Here is a 20,386-nt window from a genome sequence, read left to right as displayed (position 1 = left end):
GAATAGCTTCGGCTATTACACACGCCTATTTCGTCTATCACACACGCTACACGTAAATTGTCCACTCTATCCCCACAGTATTGGTAGACCGATGCTCAGAAATTATTCTGATCATATGAAAACCAAACACGTTTGATCTGAGCAGATTTCGAGAAAACTTTTAGTTATCCACATAATTTAGCGAACTAACTACAGGTAATAACTACAGGTAATACTATAGGAGGGGGCTGGAAAGCCTTGCCTAGTATGGCTTTGAGGGTTAATGGCGCGACCGTTAATGCGTAAAAAACGAACTTAGCGCGACCGTTAATGCGTAAAAATAAGCTTCTAACGCGACCGTTAATGCGTGGATATCTTTCATCACTAACAACTTTGTCCACATGAGTCTGGCTTGTGAAAATCAGCGTTTAGGAATGTGCGTCAAACTTGGTTTTAGCTCTAAACCGTTCTTAACAGCCCTCACTCTTGCAGAAGGGTATACGGCCAAAACTCGATTCAGATGTTGAATGAACTTTGCTTTGAAGTCTCTCATTCTTGCGTAGGAGCTTCCTATTTGTATTTGAAGGTCTTGCCATGAGATCACTATTGTACGCTCAAGGTAGCTCATTCTATATGTCAGCCAACAATAGATATCCACTTCCAGAGGAGACTTTTTAAGTGCCATTAGGGCTCTCATATCAATTGGAACGGGTCTTTGGGTCACTTCTTTGAAAAAACCTTCATTTAGGCATACATGACTTTTGAATAGGGACGATTGATCTGGAGATGTAGGGTGCCACCACAGATCATAGCTATCAACAATATCTAAGTTAGTTCCACTTACGAGATTCTTGTTAGTGTATGTGCAAGAAATTCGAGTTGAGAACAAACGTCTCATTTGCTCTTTTACCCTGGTAATGCCTCCCCCTGGCCCTCCGTTGGGTGTTTCTTTCAGTTTGGTAAGAAAGTCAGATAGTGATTTACCAAGCTCAATATCACGACTGTTCGTTCTTACAGCTTCTGTAGTTAGAAATGCAATCAAAAGTCTGGGCAAGCTTCCGTAGGGAAGGCCGATATCGGGGTGTGCCATTAGTGCAAGGCTGAAATTCCCATTTTTGCGAACAAAAAAAGGATCTTGTCTTTTACTGTGGGGAAGTGTCGCCAAAACTAATGACCTAGGCATATATGCCCGACTCCCTGCTTCTTGAGCACTTATTGAGTTGATGTCTGAGGCTTGAGTTATAAACCTATGGACATTTTTCTCTTCTGCGCTAAGAGCTTCAGTTTGAGAAGTCAAAACGTGAGCGTCACTAAGTAAAGAATGCTCAAAAAAGACTTATGATTCGATGGAATCAATCTTCGACATAATCCAGTCGTTTAGCTCTCTTTCAGGGAATAAGCGTCTGTGCCCAACTTTGATAGATGGTGGCATCGGCTCACCACGACTTAACCTGTTTCTGATTGTTGCTGCGGTCATGTGCAGAATCTCGGCCAATTCTGGCACGGTCAGTAACTTGATATCTTTCTGATGCATGGACTTATCTCAACGTGTTGTAAAGTTGCCGTTGATGATATGAACGCTTAGCATTGGGAGACAGGAATTTACGAAAGTTAAGAAATTTGGCTAATTTTCTTGACAGAAAGGATTTTTATAATCATGGAACGACGAGCTATCCAATATTTACCTACGTGGGAAATCAGGCAAGCGATCTGGTTAAAACATTTAACCCTTGAGCTATCAGAGAAAGGCTATGTGGGTGAAGTGACTGAGACTGATTTGTGCGAGGGGATTGAAACACTTCACATGGATGCTGGACTGACACCCCCTGAAGTAAAAACGATCAAGAAATGGGTTAATAAGTCGAACTACCCGAAAGGAGAAAAGCTTGATCGGCTATTGAAAGCTTGTCCTTCAGCCGCTAAATGGCTCAAAACAGATTACAGTGATGAACCGCTACATTCCCTTTTAAATGCCATTGACTATTATTGTTGCTCAATTCAGCCAAACAGACATCCCACCTTATTCAGTACTGACGAACAAAAAAACTTTGCTCGCGGTTACTTGGAGAGAGTTGCGGCCCGCTGGGAAATCTCTTCAATCATTGAAGGTAATGAATGTAATTTAGTTAGCAAGCTACAAGATATTTCTCTATCTAAGTTACAGACGCACGGCCATTCAGCAATACCACTTTATCTCTGTTGTGTTGCTCAGCAAAAAACGTTTCTGGAGCGCGATTGCCTTGATTGGTATATAGATCTTTTGTGCTCAACGCTAATAGTTACAGCAAACTTATACAGACAAAATTTCGGCTTCGGTTTGACCTTCCCACTCGACTATTCGGATAAAGCGGAGTACATGGGGACATGCCCAAATTTGCTTAATGCGATTGGTAGGTTTTTGCTGTTACCCGAGAACGACGCGGTAGAACTATATCGGGATGACAGTACTCACGGTGGGTTTGACGAGATATTGAACAGCGAAAAATTATTACAAGCAATTTTGTCAGGCAACAAGCAATTAAATGAACCGCTCGAATCTCTGACCGTTGATTCTGAGCAGATTAACGCTACTTTCAGAGTGAGCGGTGCGTCTGAAGAAGTATTTGTGCCTAAAGTTCACAAAGATCACATTAGGATGAAAAACTCATTGAGTGAACCAATTAGTTTTGAAAGTCGTGATTTGTTAACGTTTCGTTTACTTCCTGAAGAATCATCCAATCCAAGAAGAATTGTAAAAATAATCAATGGTGGCTCACCAGAGTTAATAGCTTGCCGTGCTCCAAAAAAGAGACTGGATAACCACTATTCATGGGGGTACGGCGGGACAGGGGTTAAAAACGCAGCCTATACACTAATTTTTGAGGTGTTAAATCACAGAAGGTATGGAGTTGAAAAGCAAATACCAAGTGACTCTCAAATGGATCTCTTGGTTTATAAAATACTATCTCGGCTATATAGCTGTTTTGAATATTCTCTCAGTTCAATACAGGTTCTGGAGGCATTGAAAGAGCCTCTGCCTGCTCACAATACAAGTTCCTCCAAGTTTGTCATTCAACCAGCTCTTGATGATATCGCTGTAAGTGACAATTTTCGCTGGGTCGAGTGTGACACGGATATGAATACTGACGATGATAAGCAAGCTGCGGCAGTTTGATTTATGACGGAAATAATGACTATTTCGAACTGACTTTAGGTCAGGACATGGATGAACTATCAAAAAAGGACTTTGAATATGTCAGATCAAAGAGTTGAGTGTAAGAACTGTGGAAAGCGAGCAACACCGAGGCTTTGGCACACAGGCTCATTCTTCACGAAAAAGAAAATAGAGCATATATGCCCGTACTGTGGAACCACTATGTATACGACAGGTGGTGGTTTATCTGCTTTCAGTTATTTAGTGATCTTATTTGTAGTTGTTATCTCTTTGGGGCCAGTTATGTCTGTACTTAACCCTGAGGTAGGGGCAGTTCGTGATTTAAAAACTGAAATAGCATTCTCACAAAAGCAAATTAGTAAATACGAGGTCGAAATAGTTGCTCTTGAGAACAGCATTGCAAAAGAGCCATCACCCTACTTACTAAAAAGAGTGAAAGAGTTCCGCGAGCGCAGAGACAAGTTTCAAGCTCAACTCAACGAACTGCAGTCGGAGTTAAAAAAACACAATTAATTTTTCCGCAGCTTTACTTTTAACCAGTTTTCATGTGCTTCATTCGCCGGTTTGGATTTGGGACAATTTTGGGACACTAACACGATGATTAGTAGTGACTTAGTGTGATATGACGTTATACTAAGTGACTTAAAAATCAGTGTGTTGCAAATTCACCCTATATAAAACAAAAGGTTAAATCCGTCTCCTAAGGGGAAGGTCGCAGGTTCGACTCCTGCCGGGGACGCCATGCCGGTTTAGTCTGGGGTTTGTATGATGGGCGATCTTTCTAAGTGTTTATCACTAGTAGAGAGGCCGGCCGTCAGAATCCAACGCATGGCATCTTCAGTGCCTAGTTCTAGGGCTTGCACCTGATTGCGAGGTATCAATACCGTGTATCCGCCAATTTGATAACTCATCGGCAGGTAGACGGCTACTCGATCTTCGGTATCTTCTTCGTTTTCCAGTAAGCCGTGAATATTGTCACGTACCTGAAACCCTATCAGGTGAACGCCATTAATAGTAACGGCCACCGCATGATTGAGATTTTCACGTTGTTTGTCACGCGAAAAGAAATGCATAAAGTCGCGTAAGGCGCCATGAATGGATTTAACCAGTGGTATACGTTCGAGCAGGGATTCACCCAAGTCGAACAGGCGTTTAATCAACCAAGCGTTAACGGCGATACCAACGGCAAAAATCAAACCAATACCAGCCAATAATCCCATTCCCGGCCAATACAGATGCTCAGGCAAAATGGCTTTTAGAATAGGGCTAACCGCTTTTTCTGCAGACAGGGCTAACCAGTATATGATGTAAAGCGTCAGGCCCACTGGCAATAAGGCCGCCAGTCCTTTGAGAAATGTTTTCCAGATAAATTGCATGCCGGGCCTCGTTTTTAAGATCAGATATAAAGGGTAATATCGGCCTCGCTGGCAAAAGCCAGAAAGGTTGCGGCGCCGCCATGGCTGATACCATCAATAAAATCGTGGTTTTTGAAGTCAAACAGATCGACCGTCATTTGGCAGGCAATCAGCTCGACATTAGAGTCCAAACAGATAGTGCGTAGTTCGGTCAGGCTGGCGACGCCTTTTTGTTTTAATTTCCGCCGCATCATCCAACTGGCAAAGGCTTCGACCCCCGGCAAAATCTGCAATAAATTTGGCATTGGCACAGGCATTGGCATGGCAGGATTGCCTAGTGGGGAGACTTTTGGGCTTAAGTCTTTTTTAAGAAGTTGTAGGCCGTAAAAGGTAAAAAAGATTTTGGCTTCGAAACCAAGTGCTGCCGCGGTTGATGCTAGTAAAAATGGGGGGTAAGCCCCATCCAGCGTGCCTTTGCTGGCAATGATCGCCATTTTTTTAGTCATCAGATGCCGCCTTTTTCGATGATAAAGTGCAGTTTGTCGTCGGTTTCACTGCTGTCAATCAGCGCATTTCCGGTCATTTTGCAAAACGCAGGAATATCTTTAGCTGCACCTTTATCCGTGGCGATTAGATGTAACTGTTGGCCTGTTGTCAGTTCCGCTAATGCTTGACGGGCCTTGAGAACCGGTAGGGGGCAATTGAGCCCGGAGGTATCAATTTCTGCAGCAAAATCTGACATACTGCTGTCTCCGAATAATTCTAGAAAACAAGGGGCCATGATAAACGTATCAGTTATTTTTCGCATGGCGAGTTTTTTGGAACCGCGCTTATTGGGCCAAGTCTAAACGCGTTATGAAAAAACACATTATCAGTTTGATTTTGTTTCTGGTCATACCAGGCACCCAGGCCAATCTGAATATTCAGTTGCCTGAAATGGGGGACAGTGCCGGCGAGTTGGTGTCTCCAATTGAGGAGTATCAGGTTGGCCAGAGTTTTTATTGGCAATTGCAGCGACAGGTCGACTTTGTTGCCGATCCGGAAGTGCAGGATTATGTGCGCAGTCTGGGTTATCGGCTCGCGGCAGCCAGTGATCAGCCAGCCTTACCGTATACTTTTTTTATGGTCGAAGATCCGTCAATCAATGCGTTTGCCGCACCAGGTGGATTTGTGGGGGTACATAGTGGGTTAATGATGACCGCCGAAACCGAAGATGAAATGGCGTCGGTTATTGCGCATGAGATTGCTCACGTTACCCAGCGTCATATTTTGCGTGGTTATGAAAAAAGTGAGCGGTTAAGTGTGCCGCTAACAGCCGCTATGATCGCTGCTGCGCTGCTTGGTATCGCTGATCCCAGTGCCGGCAGTGCCGCGATGATGGCAGTGCAGGGCGGCGCGGTACAAATGCAGTTGAATTACACGCGGGCACACGAAGCGGAGGCGGATAGTCTGGGCATGCAGACCTTGGTCAGTGCGGGTTTTGACCCTTATGCAATGCCGCGGTTCTTTGAGCGATTACAGGTAGCGGGTCGCTTTTATGGCGGCGCCCATGTGCCGGAGTTTTTGCGGACTCACCCGATTACGGGGTCCCGTATCGCTGAAACGCGTGCCCGAGCAGAAGATTATCCGTCTGTCAGCAATCAGCGCGACACCAAACAGTTCTATCTGATGCGCGAAAAATTACGGGTGATGACCAGTGATGATTTGCAGGCCACGCTGGAGGAATATCGAAAAAAACGGCGAGAAAATTCAGACGATCATGATCAGGAAGTATTGCAATACGGTTATGCACGGGCCTTGTTAAAAGCCAATCAAACAAGCGAAGCGAGAAAAGCGTTAATGCCGCTGGTAGAAAAAGATGGCGATAGACTCAGTTATCAGTTGACCCTTGCCGATTTGGAAATTGCCGTGGGAAACACCAGCAGGGCGTTGGCAATTTATCAGGATAATCAGCGGCTTTATCCTGATGATCGTGCCTTAACATTGGAGCAAGTTGATTTGCAGTTACGCACAGGCCAGCCCAGTCAAGCCGCGAAATTATTGCAACGCCTGATCGATATTGGCGAAAACTCACAAGAAGTGTATCGCTTACTTGGCAAAGCACATGAGCAAATGGGCAACCGAAGTCAGTCACATTTTTGGCTGGCAGAGGCGTATTATCAGTCTGGACAAATCGCCGCGGCGGCAGACCAGTTGCGTATTGCAGCGGACCATGCCAAAGGCGATGCTTATCAACAGGCACGAATTAATTCACGCCTTAAACAAGTGGAAGACCAACTGGCGCTGATGGAAAGACAACGATGACTAGCCATTTTGATAAAACTCGCCGTTATTGGTTGAAGCAAGGTGTATCGGCAGCGACACTGGCCTGTGTCGCTGCTAGTGGCCTGCTACTGCCAAAGCAAGTATTGGCACATTGGCCGCGAGAAGCCTTTGCGGCGAAGACGCTGGAAGATGCATTGAAAGCGTTACTTGGCCAAGCAGAAACGATTGATGATGACAGTGTCAGCTTCACCGTTGGTGCGCCGCCGACTTATGCCGTGAATGGCGCGACGGTGCCGGTTGAAGTCAACACCACGCTGAAAAATATTGAACATCTTGCCTTGCTGGTGGATAAAAATCCATCGCCGCTGGCGATGAGTATGACCCTGCATAGCGCGGTTATGTTGCCATTCAAAACGCTGATTAAGGTGGCTGAGGATGCAGACATTATTGCCGTGATCCGGGCAGAAAATCAGTTATACATTGCGAAAAGGTTTGTCGAGATTGACATTGGAGGATGTGCCTGATGGCGGTGAAAGGCAAAGATCGTATTCGTGCCAAACTGCATGATGGCGACACGCTGATTCGGATTTTATTAGCACATCCCATGCACACGGGCCGTGGTGAAAACACGGAAGGAGAGTTGATTCCGGCTAAGTTTATTCAGGATATTCGACTCTGGCGCAATGAGATTGAAGTGCTGACGGTGAAATGTGGCACAGCAACCTCACGTAATCCTTTCTTCGCCTTTCAGCTGCAGGGAGGCGTCGTTGGCGATAAAATCAAATTGCGCTGGGTGGATAACACCGGTGGCAAAGGGGCGGCTGAAACCACAGTACAATGAGTTTAAAGTTAAAAGTTAATCTTTTTTTTGCGCTGCTGCTGTTTTTGTCGGTGTTAGCAAGTGCCTGGGTGCTGATTTCCAACGCGCGTCAGTCGGTCAAGTCTGAAGTCCAAGACACCATGGATGCAACCGCACATATTATTACGGTGACGCTGGCTGGAGCGCGGCTGAATCGTGATAGACCCGTCAGCGAGCATATGAAAGAGCTGGTTATTGCGCTCAGTGAGATGCGCAGTCTGCATATTTTGATGTTTGATGAGCAGGGACTGATGTTTGAAGGCCAGCCTGAGAACAGGATTAAAGAGCAGCCGCCGGGATGGTTTGTCAGAATATTGTTTCCGGAAATCAGTCCCTTGTCGCGCCGCTTTGGCGATGGTCACATGGTTATCTATGCTGCGCCGATTCAGGAGATTGCCGAACGCTGGCGGGACATACGAGACATTATGGCGCTGGGACTGGTCATTTTTGTCTTTGTCGTGGTGTTGATTTACTGGGGAGTCGGCTGGTTGATGCGTCCCCTGCAGCGATTACTGGATGCCCTGTCGGGTATGGAGCGCGGGGATTTGCATTTACGCCTGCCACATTTTTCGTTGGCTGAGATGGATCAGATCAGTCAGACATTCAACCGGATGGGCGAAGCGTTACAACTTAGCAGTGTCGAAAACCGCCGGTTGGCAGCGCTGGTAAAACAGTCTGGAGATGCCATTTTATCTTTGGATCATGCGGGTTACATTACTTTCTGTAACGCCACCGCTGAAAGGCTGTTTGCGAACCAAACACCGGTGTTGATGGGAGAATCGTTAACGGCGCTGGGATTAAAGGAAAATCGTGGCCAGATTATTCGTATCATTGAGGGCTGCCAGGCGGTGGAAAACCTGCAAACCAGTTTGGTCACACCAAATGGTGAGGTTGTCTCACTTTTGATGTCTACCGTGCCGTTACAGGAAAACGATGGTTGCATTATTGGGGTCATTTGTACTCTAAGAGATATCACTCAGCACAAGCAGGCAGAAAAAGCCAAAGCGCAATTGCATGAAAACCGGCTATTGACCAAGCATCTGGAGCAGGCACAAGAAGCCGAGCGCCGACATTTGGCGCGAGAACTTCACGATGAACTGGGTCAATGTTTGACGGCGATCAAAACGGATGCGGTTTTGATTCGAAACCGCACTTTGGAAACCGAGCCCAAGTTATTCAAAAGTGCTCAGGCGATCATTGATACCGCCAGTCATATCTATGATGTTGTGCATAATATGATTACCCGTTTGCGGCCAAGTCCGCTGGATGATCTGGGGCTGAAAGCGACGCTGGAAGAAGCGATCAAAAATTGGCGTGAGCGGCAGCCGGAAATCCAGTTTGATATGACAATTGATGATGCCGTATCCGGCCTGAACGAAGCCTGTAATATGACCGTGTTTCGTGTTGTGCAGGAGGCAATTACCAATGCGGTCAGACATGCTCAGGCCAGTCGTATTGAAGTGAGTGTTACCCGTGAGCAGGATGCCGAAGAGCCGTATCTGGAAATCCGCATTTGTGATGATGGTAAAGGCATGGAAGTACATGATTTTCATTCAGATGTTGATTTTGGTTTGCTGGGTATGCGGGAAAGAGCGCAAAGTATGGGAGGTAGCTTTACGTTAGAGAGTCAATTAGGGCAGGGTGTGAAGCTCAAAGTGACAATACCGCTGCAAACGGAAAATGAACATGGCATTGAGTAAAATTAAAGTATTACTGGTCGACGATCACGAATTGGTCAGAGCAGGCTTCCGTAGGCTGCTGGAAGATGGTGACAAGTTTGAGGTGGTTGCAGAATCCGGGTCGGGTGAACAGGCCGTACAAGATTTTAATAAATATCATCCGGATGTAGTGGTGATGGATATTTCGATGCCTGGAATAGGTGGCGTTGGTGCCATTGAGCGTATTGTGGCTCGGGAACCGAATGCCAAGATTCTGGTATTGAGCGTTCATGAAGACAGTGTTTTTACCACCCGGGCTATGCAGGCGGGTGCTTTGGGTTTTATTCCCAAACGCAGCGCGCCGGAAGAAATGCTTAAAGCCGTGGATATTGTGGCGCAGGGTAGAACGTGTATCGCTCCGGAAATTGCCCAGCAGATTGCCATGCAGAAACTGACCGGCTCGGAAAGTCCATTGGATGTGCTGAGTCAGCGTGAATTTGAAGTGTTTCGTCTATTAGCGGAAGGGAAAACGGTTAACGACATTGCCGATATTCTTAATCTGAGCCCAAAAACGGTGGGTACGCATCACACTAATATCAAGCAAAAATTGAATGTGTCGAATGCTGCAGAGCTGGCAAGATTGGCAATACGGAGCGGTTTGCTTGATGCTTAAATAGATGGCTGTCCGCCCCTGCTGGGTATCATGATTATTGCTGTAATTGCATTTATAAGAAGCAGTATCAGGGGTTGGCTATGAGGTTGTTGTTTAGGTTCAATTTAATTGCGGTAATTATTTTTTTCGTCGGTATCGTTATCGCGGAATATTTAGCATTAAGAGATCTACGAGATCGCGTGCATACTGATTTGACCATGACTTCCGCCTTGTCTGATTATCTTATTGAGTCACAAACCAGTCGGTTGCAAAATGATTTTCGTAATTTTGGACAAATGCCGACCAATGGGACGTTGTCACGCTTATTTGATTTATCTCGCCTGAGTGCTTTACGACATATTGAAATTGCTTTTCTCAGCGCCGATGGTGAATTGTTGGATGCCAATTACCCTGATGAAACCGTTTCAGATAAATTGATGCCAGAATGGTTTTATAGACTGTTGTCTGGCTATTTGCATGAGGACACAATATATAAGCCTGTTTTCCTTGGCGGCCAGCTGATTGGGCAAGTAAGAATTAAACCGAATCTAAGTAGTGAGGTGACAGAAATATGGCAAACCAGCACTCGCATGATTTTGCCCCTCATGTTGATTTATGCATTAGTAAGTTTTCTCATTGCCATGGTTGCTTCGCTTATTTTAAAGCCAACAGAAAATCTTCTCAGGGTATATCGCCAATTATCAGACTCAGGTAAAAAGTCGAAACGAAAAGAGCAACCATACAGCCTGTTTGGATTGCGCGATCAAATTGGTGATATCGGGCGACGCCTCCAAAATTACAATCAGGAATTGCGTCAACTCAACGACAAACTATTGAGTCTGCACGAAGATGAGCGTAAGCGTCTCGCCGCTGAACTGCATGATGAGATAGGTCAGCATTTGACTGCCATTCGGTTTGATACTGCGGCAATCAGAGGGGCTAGTGATTTAAAAGAGGCCAAACAAGCGGCGCAATCTATTGAGACAATTAATCGCGAATTAACAGACATTGTTCGCTCGATGTTACAACGATTGCGGCCGCCCTCATTAGATAGTGTTGGCCTGACAGCAAGCCTGAAAGAATTAACGACAGATTGGCAACAACGCCATACTCATCATCAATTAATTTTACTAGCTGAAGAAGAGCTGAATCATCTTGACGATACAATAAAGCTCACGGCTTACCGTGTTGTACAGGAATGTCTGACGAATATTAGTCGTCATGCTGGCCCTGCTGTCTTAGTCTGGATTACACTCTCTTTGCAAGGTGAAACATTGTCAATTGAAATTTCAGACAATGGTAAAGGCTGTGATTTAGATGCTATAACCCCCGGAATTGGCTTATTAGCAATGCGAGAAAGGGTTGAAACTTTGAAAGGTGAGTTTTCTGTGAGTGCTGCTTATGAAGAAGGAATGCATGTGTCACTACGTATTCCAAACGCACTGGGATAAGTAATCATTATGATAAATGTATTGTTAGCAGATGATCATGAAGTTGTTCGTTCAGGGCTGGCAAGAATGCTTGAGCGTAATCCAGATATGCGTGTTATTGGTGAGGCCAGCAGTGGAGAGCAAGCATACCAACTTTATACTGAGCTGATCCCAGACATATTGGTCATGGATATGACGATGCCTGGAATTGGTGGGTTGGAAGCTCTCAGGCGCATTCGAACACGCTATACGCAGGCAAAAGTTATTATGTTCTCCATGCATGAAAATGTGGCACTTGCCGTTCAAGCAATGAGTGCGGGTGCGATTGGCTATTTATGTAAATCTGGCGAGGTCAGTGAATTGTTAACTGCGATACGCCATATTATGGAAACGGGTAAAACGTACCTTAGTGCAGAAATGGCCCAACGTATTGCGATTCAAAGCGTTTCTGGTAGTGATGATCCCACTCAACGCCTTAGCGTGCGTGAATTTGAGGTATTTCGTTTACTGGCGGAGGGCTTGCCTCTGGATGAAATTGCGAACCGTCTCAGTCTAGGCCAAAAAACCGTTGCTAATTACCAAACGGTGCTCAAACACAAGCTTGGGTTTAATTCCTCGGTTGAATTAGTGCGATTAGCTATTAAGTACAACGTCATTGATCAAAATTAAGCGGGACATTTTTCCCGAAGCGCGAAAATAACAAAGACATTGCTAGCTCTTGCTCTCCGTCTTGTTCGGGAGTTTTTCCCATTTATTGCAGGACTAACTCCTAATGATTTATAGGTATAACCGGCATAAAGTCATACTCTCATGAAAATGCAGCAGCGATTGCTTTCATGAATAACAATATAGAGGATAACTTTATGAAGCTGAAAACATTATCAATTGCCATGATGGGACTGGCAGCACCAGGGCTGGTAGCCGCTGATGAACTGCTGGACATGCAAAAAAACGAAAACAATTGGGTTATGCCGGCTGGTAACTATGCTAATCATCGTTACAGTACGCTAACGCAAATTAATAAAGAAAATGTCAAAGATCTGAATATGGCTTGGTCCTTCTCCACAGGCGTTCTCCGTGGTCATGAGGGTAACGCATTGGTTATGGACGGTACGATGTATGTTCATACCCCGTTTCCAAACATTGTTTTTGCACTTGATTTGAACAATGATGGGGCAATCAAATGGAAATATGAGCCAAGCCAAAACTACGATGAAACCGTCCCAGTCATGTGTTGTGACACGGTGAACCGTGGTCTGTCTTATGCTGACGGTAAAATCTTCCTGAACCAGGCTGATACCACGTTAGTGGCATTGGATATGGAGACCGGTGAACAGGTTTGGTCGGATAAACGTGATGATCCTAAAGTAGGTGCGACCAGCACTGCTGCTGCCCACGTTTTTGATGACAAGATCATTGTCGGTATTTCAGGGGGTGAGTTTGGTGTTCGTGGTTATGTCCAAGCTTATGACTTAGATGGTAACGTTGTTTACAAAGCCTACAGCACCGGTCCTGATGACGAAATGCTGGTGGATCCTGAAAATACATTATCTATGCTGAAACCAGTTGGTAAGGACTCATCCCTGAAAAGCTGGCAAGGCGATCAATGGAAAATTGGTGGCGGTACCACTTGGGGTTGGTATTCATATGACCCGGACTTGAATCAGTTCTATTATGGTAATGGTAACCCATCAACCTGGAACCCAGTACAACGTCCTGGTGATAATAAATGGACAATGTCCATGTGGGGACGTGATTTAGATACTGGTATGGCGAAATGGGTCTACCAAATGACACCATATGATGAGTGGGACTATGATGGTGTTAACGAAAACATTTTGGTTGACCAAAAAGTCAACGGCAAAATGCGTAAAACAGTCGTTCACTTTGACCGCAATGGTTTTGCCTATACGTTAGACCGGGTGAATGGTGAATTGCTGGTTGCAGAAAAATACGACCCAGCGGTGAACTGGTCAAATGGTGTCAGCTTGGAAACAGGTCGTCATGACCGTGTTGCTAAGTACTCCACTGCCCGAAATGGTGAGGATGTGAATACGACAGGTATTTGTCCGGCAGCATTGGGCACAAAAGACCAACAGCCAGCGGCATACTCACCGCGTACAGGCCTGTTCTATGTGCCAACAAACCATGTGTGCATGGACTACGAGCCATTTGAAGTGGAATACGTCGCTGGTCAGCCGTATGTGGGCGCGACATTAGCAATGTATCCAGCACCAGGTGGTACACACTTGGGTAACTTCATTGCCTGGGATGCACGCGAAGGTAAGATCGTTTGGTCTAACCCGGAACGTTTCTCGGTCTGGTCTGGTGCGTTAGCGACCGCTTCGGATGTTGTTTTTTACGGTACGCTTGAAGGTCATTTGAAAGCGGTAGATGCACAATCAGGCCGTGAACTGTGGCGGTTTAAAACGCCATCAGGGATCATCGGTAACGTGAACACTTACAAGCATGATGGTAAGCAGTACATTTCTATCTTGTCAGGTGTCGGTGGTTGGGCTGGTATCGGTATGGCTATCCCAAGTCTGGAAAATGATTCAGATGGTTTGGGTGCGGTTGGTGCCTACCGTTCACTGTCTAGCTGGACAAACCTGGGTGGTGTATTGAGTGTGTTCAGCCTGTAATAAGGCCATGCGTATATTGATTGATTAAATATACGAAGCAAAAAAGAACCCGGTAGCCGATTGGCATCGGGTTTTTTTGTTTTGAGGAAAGTGCCCGGAATGACTATCCTGAAAAGCATTCAGGAAAATCCCGATAGTTAAGGCGTTAATTGCTGACGTGAATTTCCGGCAAGCGGATTAATATCGTTTCTGCCTGCTGATGTTCAGCCGGTTAAATTAATTTTTCACAAGAGAGGAATAAGATTATGTGGACTAAACCAGAATATTCAGATATGCGTTTCGGTTTTGAAGTAACAATGTACATCAACAACCGTTAATAGCGTTGTGGAAAGGTGTCCGGGACGCCTCCTGTCCCGGACATTTCCGGTTAATAAATGACAATTAATGTGTTTAATCAAATTGCGTCAATTGCCATTTATTTATCGAATTTTGGGAAGAAGTTATGTTCATTCACGTTTTGGGATCGGGTGCAGGTGGTGGTTTTCCCCAGTGGAACTGTAACTGCAATAACTGTAAAGGCGTTAGAGAAGGCACCGTAAATGCCTTACCCAGAACCCAGTCATCGATTGCGGTGAGTGCGAATGGTGAAGACTGGATTTTGTTTAATGCTTCTCCCGATATCAAAAAGCAACTGGATGCTTTTCCGGCTATCCAGCCGGCAAGACAGGTTCGTGATACTGCCATTAAAGCGATTTTATTAACAGATGCGCAGATAGATCACACCACAGGTCTGTTCACGCTGCGTGAACATAATCAGCCTTGGGATATTTATTGCACTGAAGCGGTACATGAAGATATGACCACGGGCTTGCCAATCTTCAATATTTTGGGCCATTTCCGTGGCGTCAATTGGCATGAAATCAAAACCGATCAACAGCCTTTTACCATGCCCGCAGCGTTGGGTCTGGAATTTACGGCGGTGCCGTTGAAAAGTGAAGCACCGCCTTACTCACCGCATCGGCATAACACGGTGCCCGGCGATAATATTGGCATTCGTATTCACGATACCCGTTCCGGGAAAAATGTATTTTATGCCCCGGGTTTAGGGATCGTCGAAGAGCATGTTCTAAATTACATGCGCGATGCCGACTGCATTTTAATGGATGGCACAGTCTGGACTGATGATGAGATGTCGCGAGAAGGTATCAGCGATAAACGTGCTACCGAAATGGGTCATATCAATCAATCCGAAGCAGGTGGTTCGGTCAGTATTCTTAATAGCTTGGAAAAACCACGCAAGATATTGATTCACATAAACAACACCAACCCAATCTTGAACGAAGACTCTCCCGAGAGAAAGATTCTTAATGAGGCGGGTATTGAGCTTGCTTATGATGGTATGGACTTGGAATATTAAGAGGAAGGCCGATGACAACTGATAATACGCTATGGTCACGTGAAGTATTCGAGCAGAAGTTGCGCGACAAAGAACAGTACTATCACATCAATCATCCTTTTCATAAGTTGATGCATGATGGCAAGTTAACGCAAAAACAAGTGCAGGGCTGGGTGGCGAACCGGTTTTATTATCAAACTGCCATCCCGGTTAAAGATGCGGCAATCATGGCGAACTGTGAAGATGCCGAAGTTCGGAAACATTGGGTGCAACGTATTCTCGACCATGATGGCTATGACGGGGAAGAAGGCGGTATTGAAGCCTGGCTGCAACTCGGTGAGGCCGTTGGCCTGACCCGCGAAGAGTTAACGTCTTACCAACATGTACTACCCGGCGTAAGATTTGCAATCGATGCCTATGTTAATTTTGCCCGGCGAGCCAATTGGCAAGAAGCCGCAGGTTCTTCATTGACGGAATTATTTGCACCGAAAATTCATAAGGCCCGACTCGATAACTGGCCATCGCTTTATCCGTGGATTGACGAAAAAGGCTACCGCTATTTCAGAAAGCGGTTAAGCGAAGCGCGCCGTGATGTTGAACATGGCTTACAAATTACGTTGGATTATTGCGATACCCGTGAGAAGCAGCAGCGCGCTCTGGATCTGTTGCAATTCAAACTCGATATTTTATGGACGATGCTGGATGCAATGTGGATGGCGTATATTGAAGAACGACCACCTTATTGTATGGATGTAGAAAAATGAGCGAACACAAGTTTAACGATAATACGGTATTGGATTTAGCGTTAGGTTACCGATTTCAATGGGAACCAGCACAAAATTGCCATGTACTGCTTTATCCAGAAGGCATGGTGAAGTTAAACCCGGCCGCTGCGGAGATTATCAAGCGGATCAGTGAGAGAGAACTAACAGTTGGTGAACTGATAGCGGATCTAAAAGCCGCCTTTGATGGCGCAGATCTGGACGATGATGTTTATCAGTTTTTGGAGGAAGCCCATGACAACGACTGGATCAGAACAAAATAAAGCGCCCGGCAGTATTGCCGGTTCATTAAGCATGACGGATCGGAGTAATATCCGACAGCCGCTATGGTTGTTGGCGGAATTGACCTATGCCTGTCCGTTGCAATGTCCTTATTGTTCAAACCCGATGGACTTTGCCAAGATCAAAAGTGAATTAACCACGGCGCAATGGGTTGATGTATTCAAGCAGGCGCGGGCAATGGGTGCCACTCAGCTTGGCTTGTCTGGTGGTGAGCCGCTTGCTCGCCCCGACATTATCGAATTGATTACTGAAGCCCGTAATATGGGGTTTTACACTAACCTGATTACTTCAGGTATTGGCTTGAATGAAGATCGCGCCAAAGCATTTAAAGAGGCCGGTCTGGATCATATCCAAGTGAGCTTTCAGGCGAGCTCCGAGGATTTGAACAACCTGATCGCTGGTACCAATGCTTTTCAGCACAAGATTGATATGGCCAGAGCCGTTAAAGCGGCGGGTTATCCGATGGTCTTGTGCTTTGTCACCCATCGTCAGAACATTGATCAAATCGACGAAATACTGGACTTGGCGATCAATTTAGATGCCGACTACGTCGAGCTGGCAACGACTCAGTTTTACGGTTGGGCAATGCATAATCGTGATCAGTTGTTACCAATGAAAGAACAGCTGGAACGCGCTGAAGCCATTGCTCATGAATACCAGGAAAAACAAAAAGGCAACATGAAAATTTACTACGTGGTGCCGGATTATTATGAGGTAAGGCCAAAAGCTTGCATGAATGGCTGGGGTAATGTGTTTTTGACCATTACACCAGACGGTACGGCATTACCTTGTCATGCGGCAAGACAATTACCGGGTATGGCCTTACCCAATATTCGCGATTATTCCATTGATGAAATCTGGAATGGGTCAACGGACTTTAACCGCTTCCGTGGTTATGAATGGATGAAGGAGCCCTGCCGCAGTTGCAGTGAGAAAACCAAGGATTTTGGTGGTTGTCGTTGTCAGGCCTACATGTTGACTGGTGATCCTGCTGCGGCTGACCCGGTCTGTGATAAATCACCGCACCATCATCTGATTTCGGAAGCCATTCAGCGCGGACGTGATGAGGCGAATAAATCAGCAGGTGATGCGAAACCATTAGTTTTCCGTAACCCTAAAAACTCTAAAGCAATCAGTGGACTCTGATTACGCGATAGCTTGTCACGGTCTGACTAAGTACTTTGGTGAGACTGCTGCGGTCAATGACCTTGATTTGCAAATTAAGGCTGGTCAATGTTTTGGTTTGCTGGGGCCGAACGGGGCAGGTAAAAGCACCACCATCCACATGCTGACCACGATGACAAGTCCCTCTTCGGGTGAAGCCTTAATTAGTGGCCACGCTTTAACGGAGAATCCGGTTTATATCCGCAGTCTGGTTGGCCTGGTCTTTCAAGATTCGGCATTAGATCGCATGATGACGGTTGATGAAAATCTGCAATTTGCCGGTGCACTGTATGGCATGTTGCCTGCTGAAACCAATGAACGAATCGATACTTTGCTGTCGATTTTTAATCTCGATAAAAAGCGTCATATAAAGCTGGCAGCCTTGTCAGGCGGACAACGGCGTGCAGTAGATATTGCCCGTGGCGTGCTTCACCGACCCAAAGTGCTGTTTCTGGACGAACCAACTATTGGCCTGGATGTGCCTAGCCGCCGCGCAATATGGCGCTTTATTGAGCAGTTACGCCGTGAACAGGGGATGACGGTTTTTTTGACGACACATTATCTGGAAGAAGCTGAAGCCTGTGATTCGGTTGACTTCATGCAACAAGGGAAACTGCAGAAGGGTGGTAAACCTGCGCGTCTGATGCGTGATCTTGCCTCGTATATCTTGGAGTTGAATTGTGCTGAGCCAGAACAAGTCAGCCAACAACTCGCATCACAATTTGGCATGCCGCTGGTTGAAGATCAACATTTGACCTTTCGCGTAACAGAACCAGAGACCGATTTTTCTGCGTTACAACGTGCATTAGGGAATAAGATCATTTCGATGCAATGGCGTCGGCCCAACCTGAATGATGTATATCTTTGGACCGTAACACAACAAGGGATGAGCCTGTGAGTTGGCTAGCCGTTAAAGCAGTGACGCGCCGTGAACTCAACAAAACGTTCCGGCAGCGTGGCCGTTTGCTGAGTGCCATGGTACGGCCATTAATTTGGCTTTTAGTTATCGGATCTGGCGTTGGCAGTATGCTGGCTATTGAGCAGCAATCTCAGTATCTACAGTTTCTGGTGCCCGGTGTGGTCGCTATGACTTTGTTATTTGCCGCGTTGTTATCGGCGTTAACGTTGGTTTATGACAAAGAGTTTGGTGTTATGCGCATGATGATGATCGCGCCTATCGCACATGGCTGGATAGTCGTTGCCAAGTTGATTGCCGCGGTGATTATCGCCATGGTTCAAGCGATATTGTTATTGCTGATTTTGGTGTTGATTGGGTTGCTCGACTGGCAGTTCGCTCTGATGTTACTTGCCCCAGCAGCGCTTACCGCCGTATTGTGCGCGTCAATGGGCGCCTTGATAGCGGTCTGGTCGCATACGCTGGATAACTTTGCCGTGATCATGAACTTCGTCATTTTTCCGGTTTTTTTCCTCAGTGGTGCCTTATATCCAGTGACACAATTGCCGGATTTGTTGCGCTATGTCGTGTTGGTCAACCCGTTTAGTTACGGCGTCGACTTACTTAAACATGCTAGCCAAAGCGGCCAGGCGGATTTTTCGGTGACAACGGATTTGATGGTCATCATCGTTTTTTCTATTGTTGCCGTTATGGTCGCTTGTTGGCGATTTTCTCGTGAGTCGGTGCACGAGCCATTGTTTCGGGGTAGCAAGCCCGGCAAAAAGTAGTGCGATGGCTTTAATCTGAAATTAAAGATGCATTAAACGCGCAAGGCTGGTTGATAATAATGCCTTAGAATGCGCTTGCGCCTATCACGTAAACCCCCTATCCTTAAGCCTTTCCAGCGTTGTTATTGATCTGTCCGGGGGAAACATGACTGCCGAAAGTAATGCGCATCGCAATATGATCTGGCAGCAATTGCGTCCTAATGATGTGTCAGATCCGGCAGTGTTACAGACACTGGAAAAGATCAACAGGGCAGATTTTGTTGCGCCGGAATTGGCAGAACTGGCCTACGCTGATACCGCCTTAGCCATTGGCTGTGATCAATATTTGTTATCGCCATTACAAGAAGCCAGAATGCTGCAAGCATTACAGCTGAGTAATCAAGATGTCGTGCTGGAAGTCGGTACTGGCAGCGGTTATTTTACGGCGCTGCTCGCATCACTTGCATCAAAGGTTTATAGCGTTGAGTTTTATCAAGCGCTGAGTGATAGTGCGCTGCGGCGCCTGCAGTTGTTACGATTGAACAATATTGATTTCTCAGTTGGTGATGCTGTTAATGGTTGGCCACTGCCCGATAGGGTTGATGCGGTGATCTTAACCGCTGCAGTTCCAGTGGTATCATCGGCATTTCTTGAGCAAATCCACGTTGGTGGTCGACTCATCGCCATTGTTGGTGAAGCACCAGCAATGCAACTTCAACGCGTGACACGTATTAGTGAACGTGAATGGCAGACCAATGTGTTATTTGAAACCGTAGCGCCTTACTTACTGGGCGCAGAAAAGCGACCTGAGTTTGCATTTTAACGACGGAAACGATAATGAAACAAATGTCTGCACAAAGCTTAGCTCCATGGCTGGCTGAGCATGAAGATGCCATTTTGATTGATGTACGTGAGACCCATGAATTGGTCAATGGCATGCTGGATGGCGCGGTGCATATTCCGATGAATCATATTCCTGGCAGTATTGATGAACTTGTTGCGCATAAAGCCAGTCCGATGGTGCTGATTTGTCGCTCAGGTTACCGCAGCATGCAAGTAGGATACTTTTTAGAGCAGGCGGGGTTTACCGATATCATTAATTTAGAAGATGGTATGAACGGCTGGGCGGCAAAAATTGATACCAATATGAAGGTGTATTGACCAAC

General features: G+C 46.0%; 24 protein-coding genes. 19 read left to right on the top strand and 5 right to left on the bottom strand.

Annotation, left to right across the window (positions count from 1 at the left end):
* Nucleotides 1–400: 400 nt before the first annotated feature.
* Complete coding sequence (locus Q7C_RS06775; protein WP_050954400.1) at nt 401–1,276, bottom strand: replication protein RepA; 876 nt, start codon at nt 1,274–1,276, stop codon at nt 401–403.
* Nucleotides 1,277–1,315: 39 nt separating this feature from the next.
* A complete protein-coding gene (locus tag Q7C_RS06770; protein ID WP_014703988.1) occupies nt 1,316–1,513 on the bottom strand; it encodes a helix-turn-helix transcriptional regulator in 198 nt (65 codons plus the stop codon).
* A 123-nt stretch (nt 1,514–1,636) separates the two neighbouring features.
* Here Q7C_RS06770 and Q7C_RS06765 point away from each other — a divergent pair, with 123 nt between their 5' ends.
* The gene (locus Q7C_RS06765) at nt 1,637–3,133 is read left to right on the top strand and encodes a hypothetical protein (RefSeq protein ID WP_014703987.1); all 1,497 of its coding nucleotides are present in this window, start codon (nt 1,637–1,639) and stop codon (nt 3,131–3,133) included.
* A gap of 78 nt (nt 3,134–3,211) precedes the next feature.
* A complete protein-coding gene (locus tag Q7C_RS06760; protein WP_151194729.1) occupies nt 3,212–3,646 on the top strand; it encodes a hypothetical protein in 435 nt (144 codons plus the stop codon).
* Nucleotides 3,647–3,882: 236 nt separating this feature from the next.
* Here Q7C_RS06760 and Q7C_RS06755 read toward each other — a convergent pair whose 3' ends face one another.
* Genes Q7C_RS06755 through Q7C_RS06745 form a run of 3 tightly spaced genes read right to left on the bottom strand, consistent with a single transcriptional unit; the run spans nt 3,883 to nt 5,230 of the window.
* Entirely contained in the window at nt 3,883–4,509 is a 627-nt protein-coding gene (locus Q7C_RS06755) for a DUF502 domain-containing protein (protein WP_014703986.1), read from the bottom strand.
* Between the two features lie 20 nt (nt 4,510–4,529).
* Nucleotides 4,530–4,994 (bottom strand): sulfur carrier protein DsrE2, encoded by a 465-nt coding sequence (gene dsrE2, locus Q7C_RS06750; protein WP_014703985.1) that lies wholly within the window; start codon nt 4,992–4,994, stop codon nt 4,530–4,532.
* Nucleotides 4,994–5,230 (bottom strand): sulfurtransferase TusA family protein, encoded by a 237-nt coding sequence (locus Q7C_RS06745; RefSeq protein ID WP_014703984.1) that lies wholly within the window; start codon nt 5,228–5,230, stop codon nt 4,994–4,996. Before Q7C_RS06745 ends, dsrE2 begins: the two co-directional genes overlap by 1 nt.
* A gap of 113 nt (nt 5,231–5,343) precedes the next feature.
* Between Q7C_RS06745 and Q7C_RS06740 the strand changes: the two genes are divergently transcribed.
* The 17 genes from Q7C_RS06740 (at nt 5,344) to Q7C_RS06665 (ending at nt 20,381) form a co-directional block, all read left to right on the top strand.
* A complete protein-coding gene (locus Q7C_RS06740) occupies nt 5,344–6,792 on the top strand; it encodes a M48 family metalloprotease (RefSeq protein WP_014703983.1) in 1,449 nt (482 codons plus the stop codon).
* The gene (locus Q7C_RS06735; RefSeq protein ID WP_014703982.1) at nt 6,789–7,277 is read left to right on the top strand and encodes a thiosulfate oxidation carrier protein SoxY; all 489 of its coding nucleotides are present in this window, start codon (nt 6,789–6,791) and stop codon (nt 7,275–7,277) included. The genes Q7C_RS06740 and Q7C_RS06735 overlap by 4 nt, the downstream gene beginning before the upstream one ends.
* Nucleotides 7,277–7,594: a thiosulfate oxidation carrier complex protein SoxZ gene (gene soxZ, locus Q7C_RS06730; RefSeq protein ID WP_014703981.1), complete on the top strand. Its 318-nt coding sequence runs from the start codon at nt 7,277–7,279 to the stop codon at nt 7,592–7,594. The genes Q7C_RS06735 and soxZ overlap by 1 nt, the downstream gene beginning before the upstream one ends.
* Nucleotides 7,591–9,312, top strand: coding sequence for an ATP-binding protein (locus tag Q7C_RS06725; RefSeq protein ID WP_014703980.1), 1,722 nt, complete (start codon nt 7,591–7,593; stop codon nt 9,310–9,312). The genes soxZ and Q7C_RS06725 overlap by 4 nt, the downstream gene beginning before the upstream one ends.
* Nucleotides 9,299–9,943 (top strand): response regulator, encoded by a 645-nt coding sequence (locus tag Q7C_RS06720; protein WP_014703979.1) that lies wholly within the window; start codon nt 9,299–9,301, stop codon nt 9,941–9,943. Before Q7C_RS06725 ends, Q7C_RS06720 begins: the two co-directional genes overlap by 14 nt.
* 80 nt (nt 9,944–10,023) lie before the next feature.
* The gene (locus Q7C_RS06715) at nt 10,024–11,373 is read left to right on the top strand and encodes a histidine kinase (RefSeq protein ID WP_041366621.1); all 1,350 of its coding nucleotides are present in this window, start codon (nt 10,024–10,026) and stop codon (nt 11,371–11,373) included.
* 9 nt (nt 11,374–11,382) lie between these two features.
* Nucleotides 11,383–12,021, top strand: a complete 639-nt coding sequence (locus tag Q7C_RS06710; protein WP_014703977.1) for a response regulator — start codon at nt 11,383–11,385, stop codon at nt 12,019–12,021.
* A gap of 194 nt (nt 12,022–12,215) precedes the next feature.
* Nucleotides 12,216–13,994, top strand: a complete 1,779-nt coding sequence (locus tag Q7C_RS06705) for a methanol/ethanol family PQQ-dependent dehydrogenase (protein ID WP_014703976.1) — start codon at nt 12,216–12,218, stop codon at nt 13,992–13,994.
* Between the two features lie 245 nt (nt 13,995–14,239).
* Complete coding sequence (gene pqqA, locus Q7C_RS14065) at nt 14,240–14,311, top strand: pyrroloquinoline quinone precursor peptide PqqA (RefSeq protein ID WP_083839481.1); 72 nt, start codon at nt 14,240–14,242, stop codon at nt 14,309–14,311.
* Between the two features lie 125 nt (nt 14,312–14,436).
* Complete coding sequence (pqqB, locus tag Q7C_RS06700; protein ID WP_014703975.1) at nt 14,437–15,351, top strand: pyrroloquinoline quinone biosynthesis protein PqqB; 915 nt, start codon at nt 14,437–14,439, stop codon at nt 15,349–15,351.
* Nucleotides 15,352–15,362: 11 nt separating this feature from the next.
* On the top strand, nt 15,363–16,094 hold the full coding sequence (gene pqqC, locus Q7C_RS06695; RefSeq protein WP_014703974.1) for a pyrroloquinoline-quinone synthase PqqC: 732 nt from the start codon (nt 15,363–15,365) through the stop codon (nt 16,092–16,094).
* A complete protein-coding gene (pqqD, locus tag Q7C_RS06690; protein WP_014703973.1) occupies nt 16,091–16,375 on the top strand; it encodes a pyrroloquinoline quinone biosynthesis peptide chaperone PqqD in 285 nt (94 codons plus the stop codon). The genes pqqC and pqqD overlap by 4 nt, the downstream gene beginning before the upstream one ends.
* Nucleotides 16,347–17,540, top strand: a complete 1,194-nt coding sequence (gene pqqE, locus Q7C_RS06685; RefSeq protein ID WP_014703972.1) for a pyrroloquinoline quinone biosynthesis protein PqqE — start codon at nt 16,347–16,349, stop codon at nt 17,538–17,540. The genes pqqD and pqqE overlap by 29 nt, the downstream gene beginning before the upstream one ends.
* Entirely contained in the window at nt 17,530–18,456 is a 927-nt protein-coding gene (locus Q7C_RS06680) for an ABC transporter ATP-binding protein (protein ID WP_014703971.1), read from the top strand. The genes pqqE and Q7C_RS06680 overlap by 11 nt, the downstream gene beginning before the upstream one ends.
* Nucleotides 18,453–19,241: an ABC transporter permease gene (locus Q7C_RS06675; protein WP_014703970.1), complete on the top strand. Its 789-nt coding sequence runs from the start codon at nt 18,453–18,455 to the stop codon at nt 19,239–19,241. Before Q7C_RS06680 ends, Q7C_RS06675 begins: the two co-directional genes overlap by 4 nt.
* A gap of 145 nt (nt 19,242–19,386) precedes the next feature.
* Nucleotides 19,387–20,043, top strand: a complete 657-nt coding sequence (locus Q7C_RS06670) for a protein-L-isoaspartate O-methyltransferase family protein (RefSeq protein WP_014703969.1) — start codon at nt 19,387–19,389, stop codon at nt 20,041–20,043.
* Between the two features lie 14 nt (nt 20,044–20,057).
* Nucleotides 20,058–20,381: a rhodanese-like domain-containing protein gene (locus Q7C_RS06665; RefSeq protein ID WP_014703968.1), complete on the top strand. Its 324-nt coding sequence runs from the start codon at nt 20,058–20,060 to the stop codon at nt 20,379–20,381.
* Nucleotides 20,382–20,386 lie beyond the last annotated feature (5 nt).

It is taken from the genome of Methylophaga frappieri (assembly GCF_000260965.1).
In the GTDB taxonomy this organism is placed as follows: domain Bacteria; phylum Pseudomonadota; class Gammaproteobacteria; order Nitrosococcales; family Methylophagaceae; genus Methylophaga; species Methylophaga frappieri.
Note: the sequence above shows the minus strand (reverse complement) of the source record. Positions and strands in the feature narration are given on the sequence as shown.

What these genes read in the sequence shown, in the direction of transcription:
- Q7C_RS06770 (WP_014703988.1), bottom strand. Translation starts at nt 1,513, where the DNA reads ATGCATCAGAAAGATATCAAGTTACTGACCGTGCCAGAATTGGCCGAG.
- Q7C_RS06765 (WP_014703987.1), top strand. Translation starts at nt 1,637, where the DNA reads ATGGAACGACGAGCTATCCAATATTTACCTACGTGGGAAATCAGGCAA.
- Q7C_RS06760 (WP_151194729.1), top strand. Translation starts at nt 3,212, where the DNA reads ATGTCAGATCAAAGAGTTGAGTGTAAGAACTGTGGAAAGCGAGCAACA.
- Q7C_RS06755 (WP_014703986.1), bottom strand. Translation starts at nt 4,509, where the DNA reads ATGCAATTTATCTGGAAAACATTTCTCAAAGGACTGGCGGCCTTATTG.
- dsrE2 (WP_014703985.1), bottom strand. Translation starts at nt 4,994, where the DNA reads ATGACTAAAAAAATGGCGATCATTGCCAGCAAAGGCACGCTGGATGGG.
- Q7C_RS06745 (WP_014703984.1), bottom strand. Translation starts at nt 5,230, where the DNA reads ATGTCAGATTTTGCTGCAGAAATTGATACCTCCGGGCTCAATTGCCCC.
- Q7C_RS06740 (WP_014703983.1), top strand. Translation starts at nt 5,344, where the DNA reads ATGAAAAAACACATTATCAGTTTGATTTTGTTTCTGGTCATACCAGGC.
- Q7C_RS06735 (WP_014703982.1), top strand. Translation starts at nt 6,789, where the DNA reads ATGACTAGCCATTTTGATAAAACTCGCCGTTATTGGTTGAAGCAAGGT.
- soxZ (WP_014703981.1), top strand. Translation starts at nt 7,277, where the DNA reads ATGGCGGTGAAAGGCAAAGATCGTATTCGTGCCAAACTGCATGATGGC.
- Q7C_RS06725 (WP_014703980.1), top strand. Translation starts at nt 7,591, where the DNA reads ATGAGTTTAAAGTTAAAAGTTAATCTTTTTTTTGCGCTGCTGCTGTTT.
- Q7C_RS06720 (WP_014703979.1), top strand. Translation starts at nt 9,299, where the DNA reads ATGGCATTGAGTAAAATTAAAGTATTACTGGTCGACGATCACGAATTG.
- Q7C_RS06715 (WP_041366621.1), top strand. Translation starts at nt 10,024, where the DNA reads ATGAGGTTGTTGTTTAGGTTCAATTTAATTGCGGTAATTATTTTTTTC.
- Q7C_RS06710 (WP_014703977.1), top strand. Translation starts at nt 11,383, where the DNA reads ATGATAAATGTATTGTTAGCAGATGATCATGAAGTTGTTCGTTCAGGG.
- Q7C_RS06705 (WP_014703976.1), top strand. Translation starts at nt 12,216, where the DNA reads ATGAAGCTGAAAACATTATCAATTGCCATGATGGGACTGGCAGCACCA.
- pqqB (WP_014703975.1), top strand. Translation starts at nt 14,437, where the DNA reads ATGTTCATTCACGTTTTGGGATCGGGTGCAGGTGGTGGTTTTCCCCAG.
- pqqC (WP_014703974.1), top strand. Translation starts at nt 15,363, where the DNA reads ATGACAACTGATAATACGCTATGGTCACGTGAAGTATTCGAGCAGAAG.
- pqqD (WP_014703973.1), top strand. Translation starts at nt 16,091, where the DNA reads ATGAGCGAACACAAGTTTAACGATAATACGGTATTGGATTTAGCGTTA.
- pqqE (WP_014703972.1), top strand. Translation starts at nt 16,347, where the DNA reads ATGACAACGACTGGATCAGAACAAAATAAAGCGCCCGGCAGTATTGCC.
- Q7C_RS06670 (WP_014703969.1), top strand. Translation starts at nt 19,387, where the DNA reads ATGACTGCCGAAAGTAATGCGCATCGCAATATGATCTGGCAGCAATTG.
- Q7C_RS06665 (WP_014703968.1), top strand. Translation starts at nt 20,058, where the DNA reads ATGAAACAAATGTCTGCACAAAGCTTAGCTCCATGGCTGGCTGAGCAT.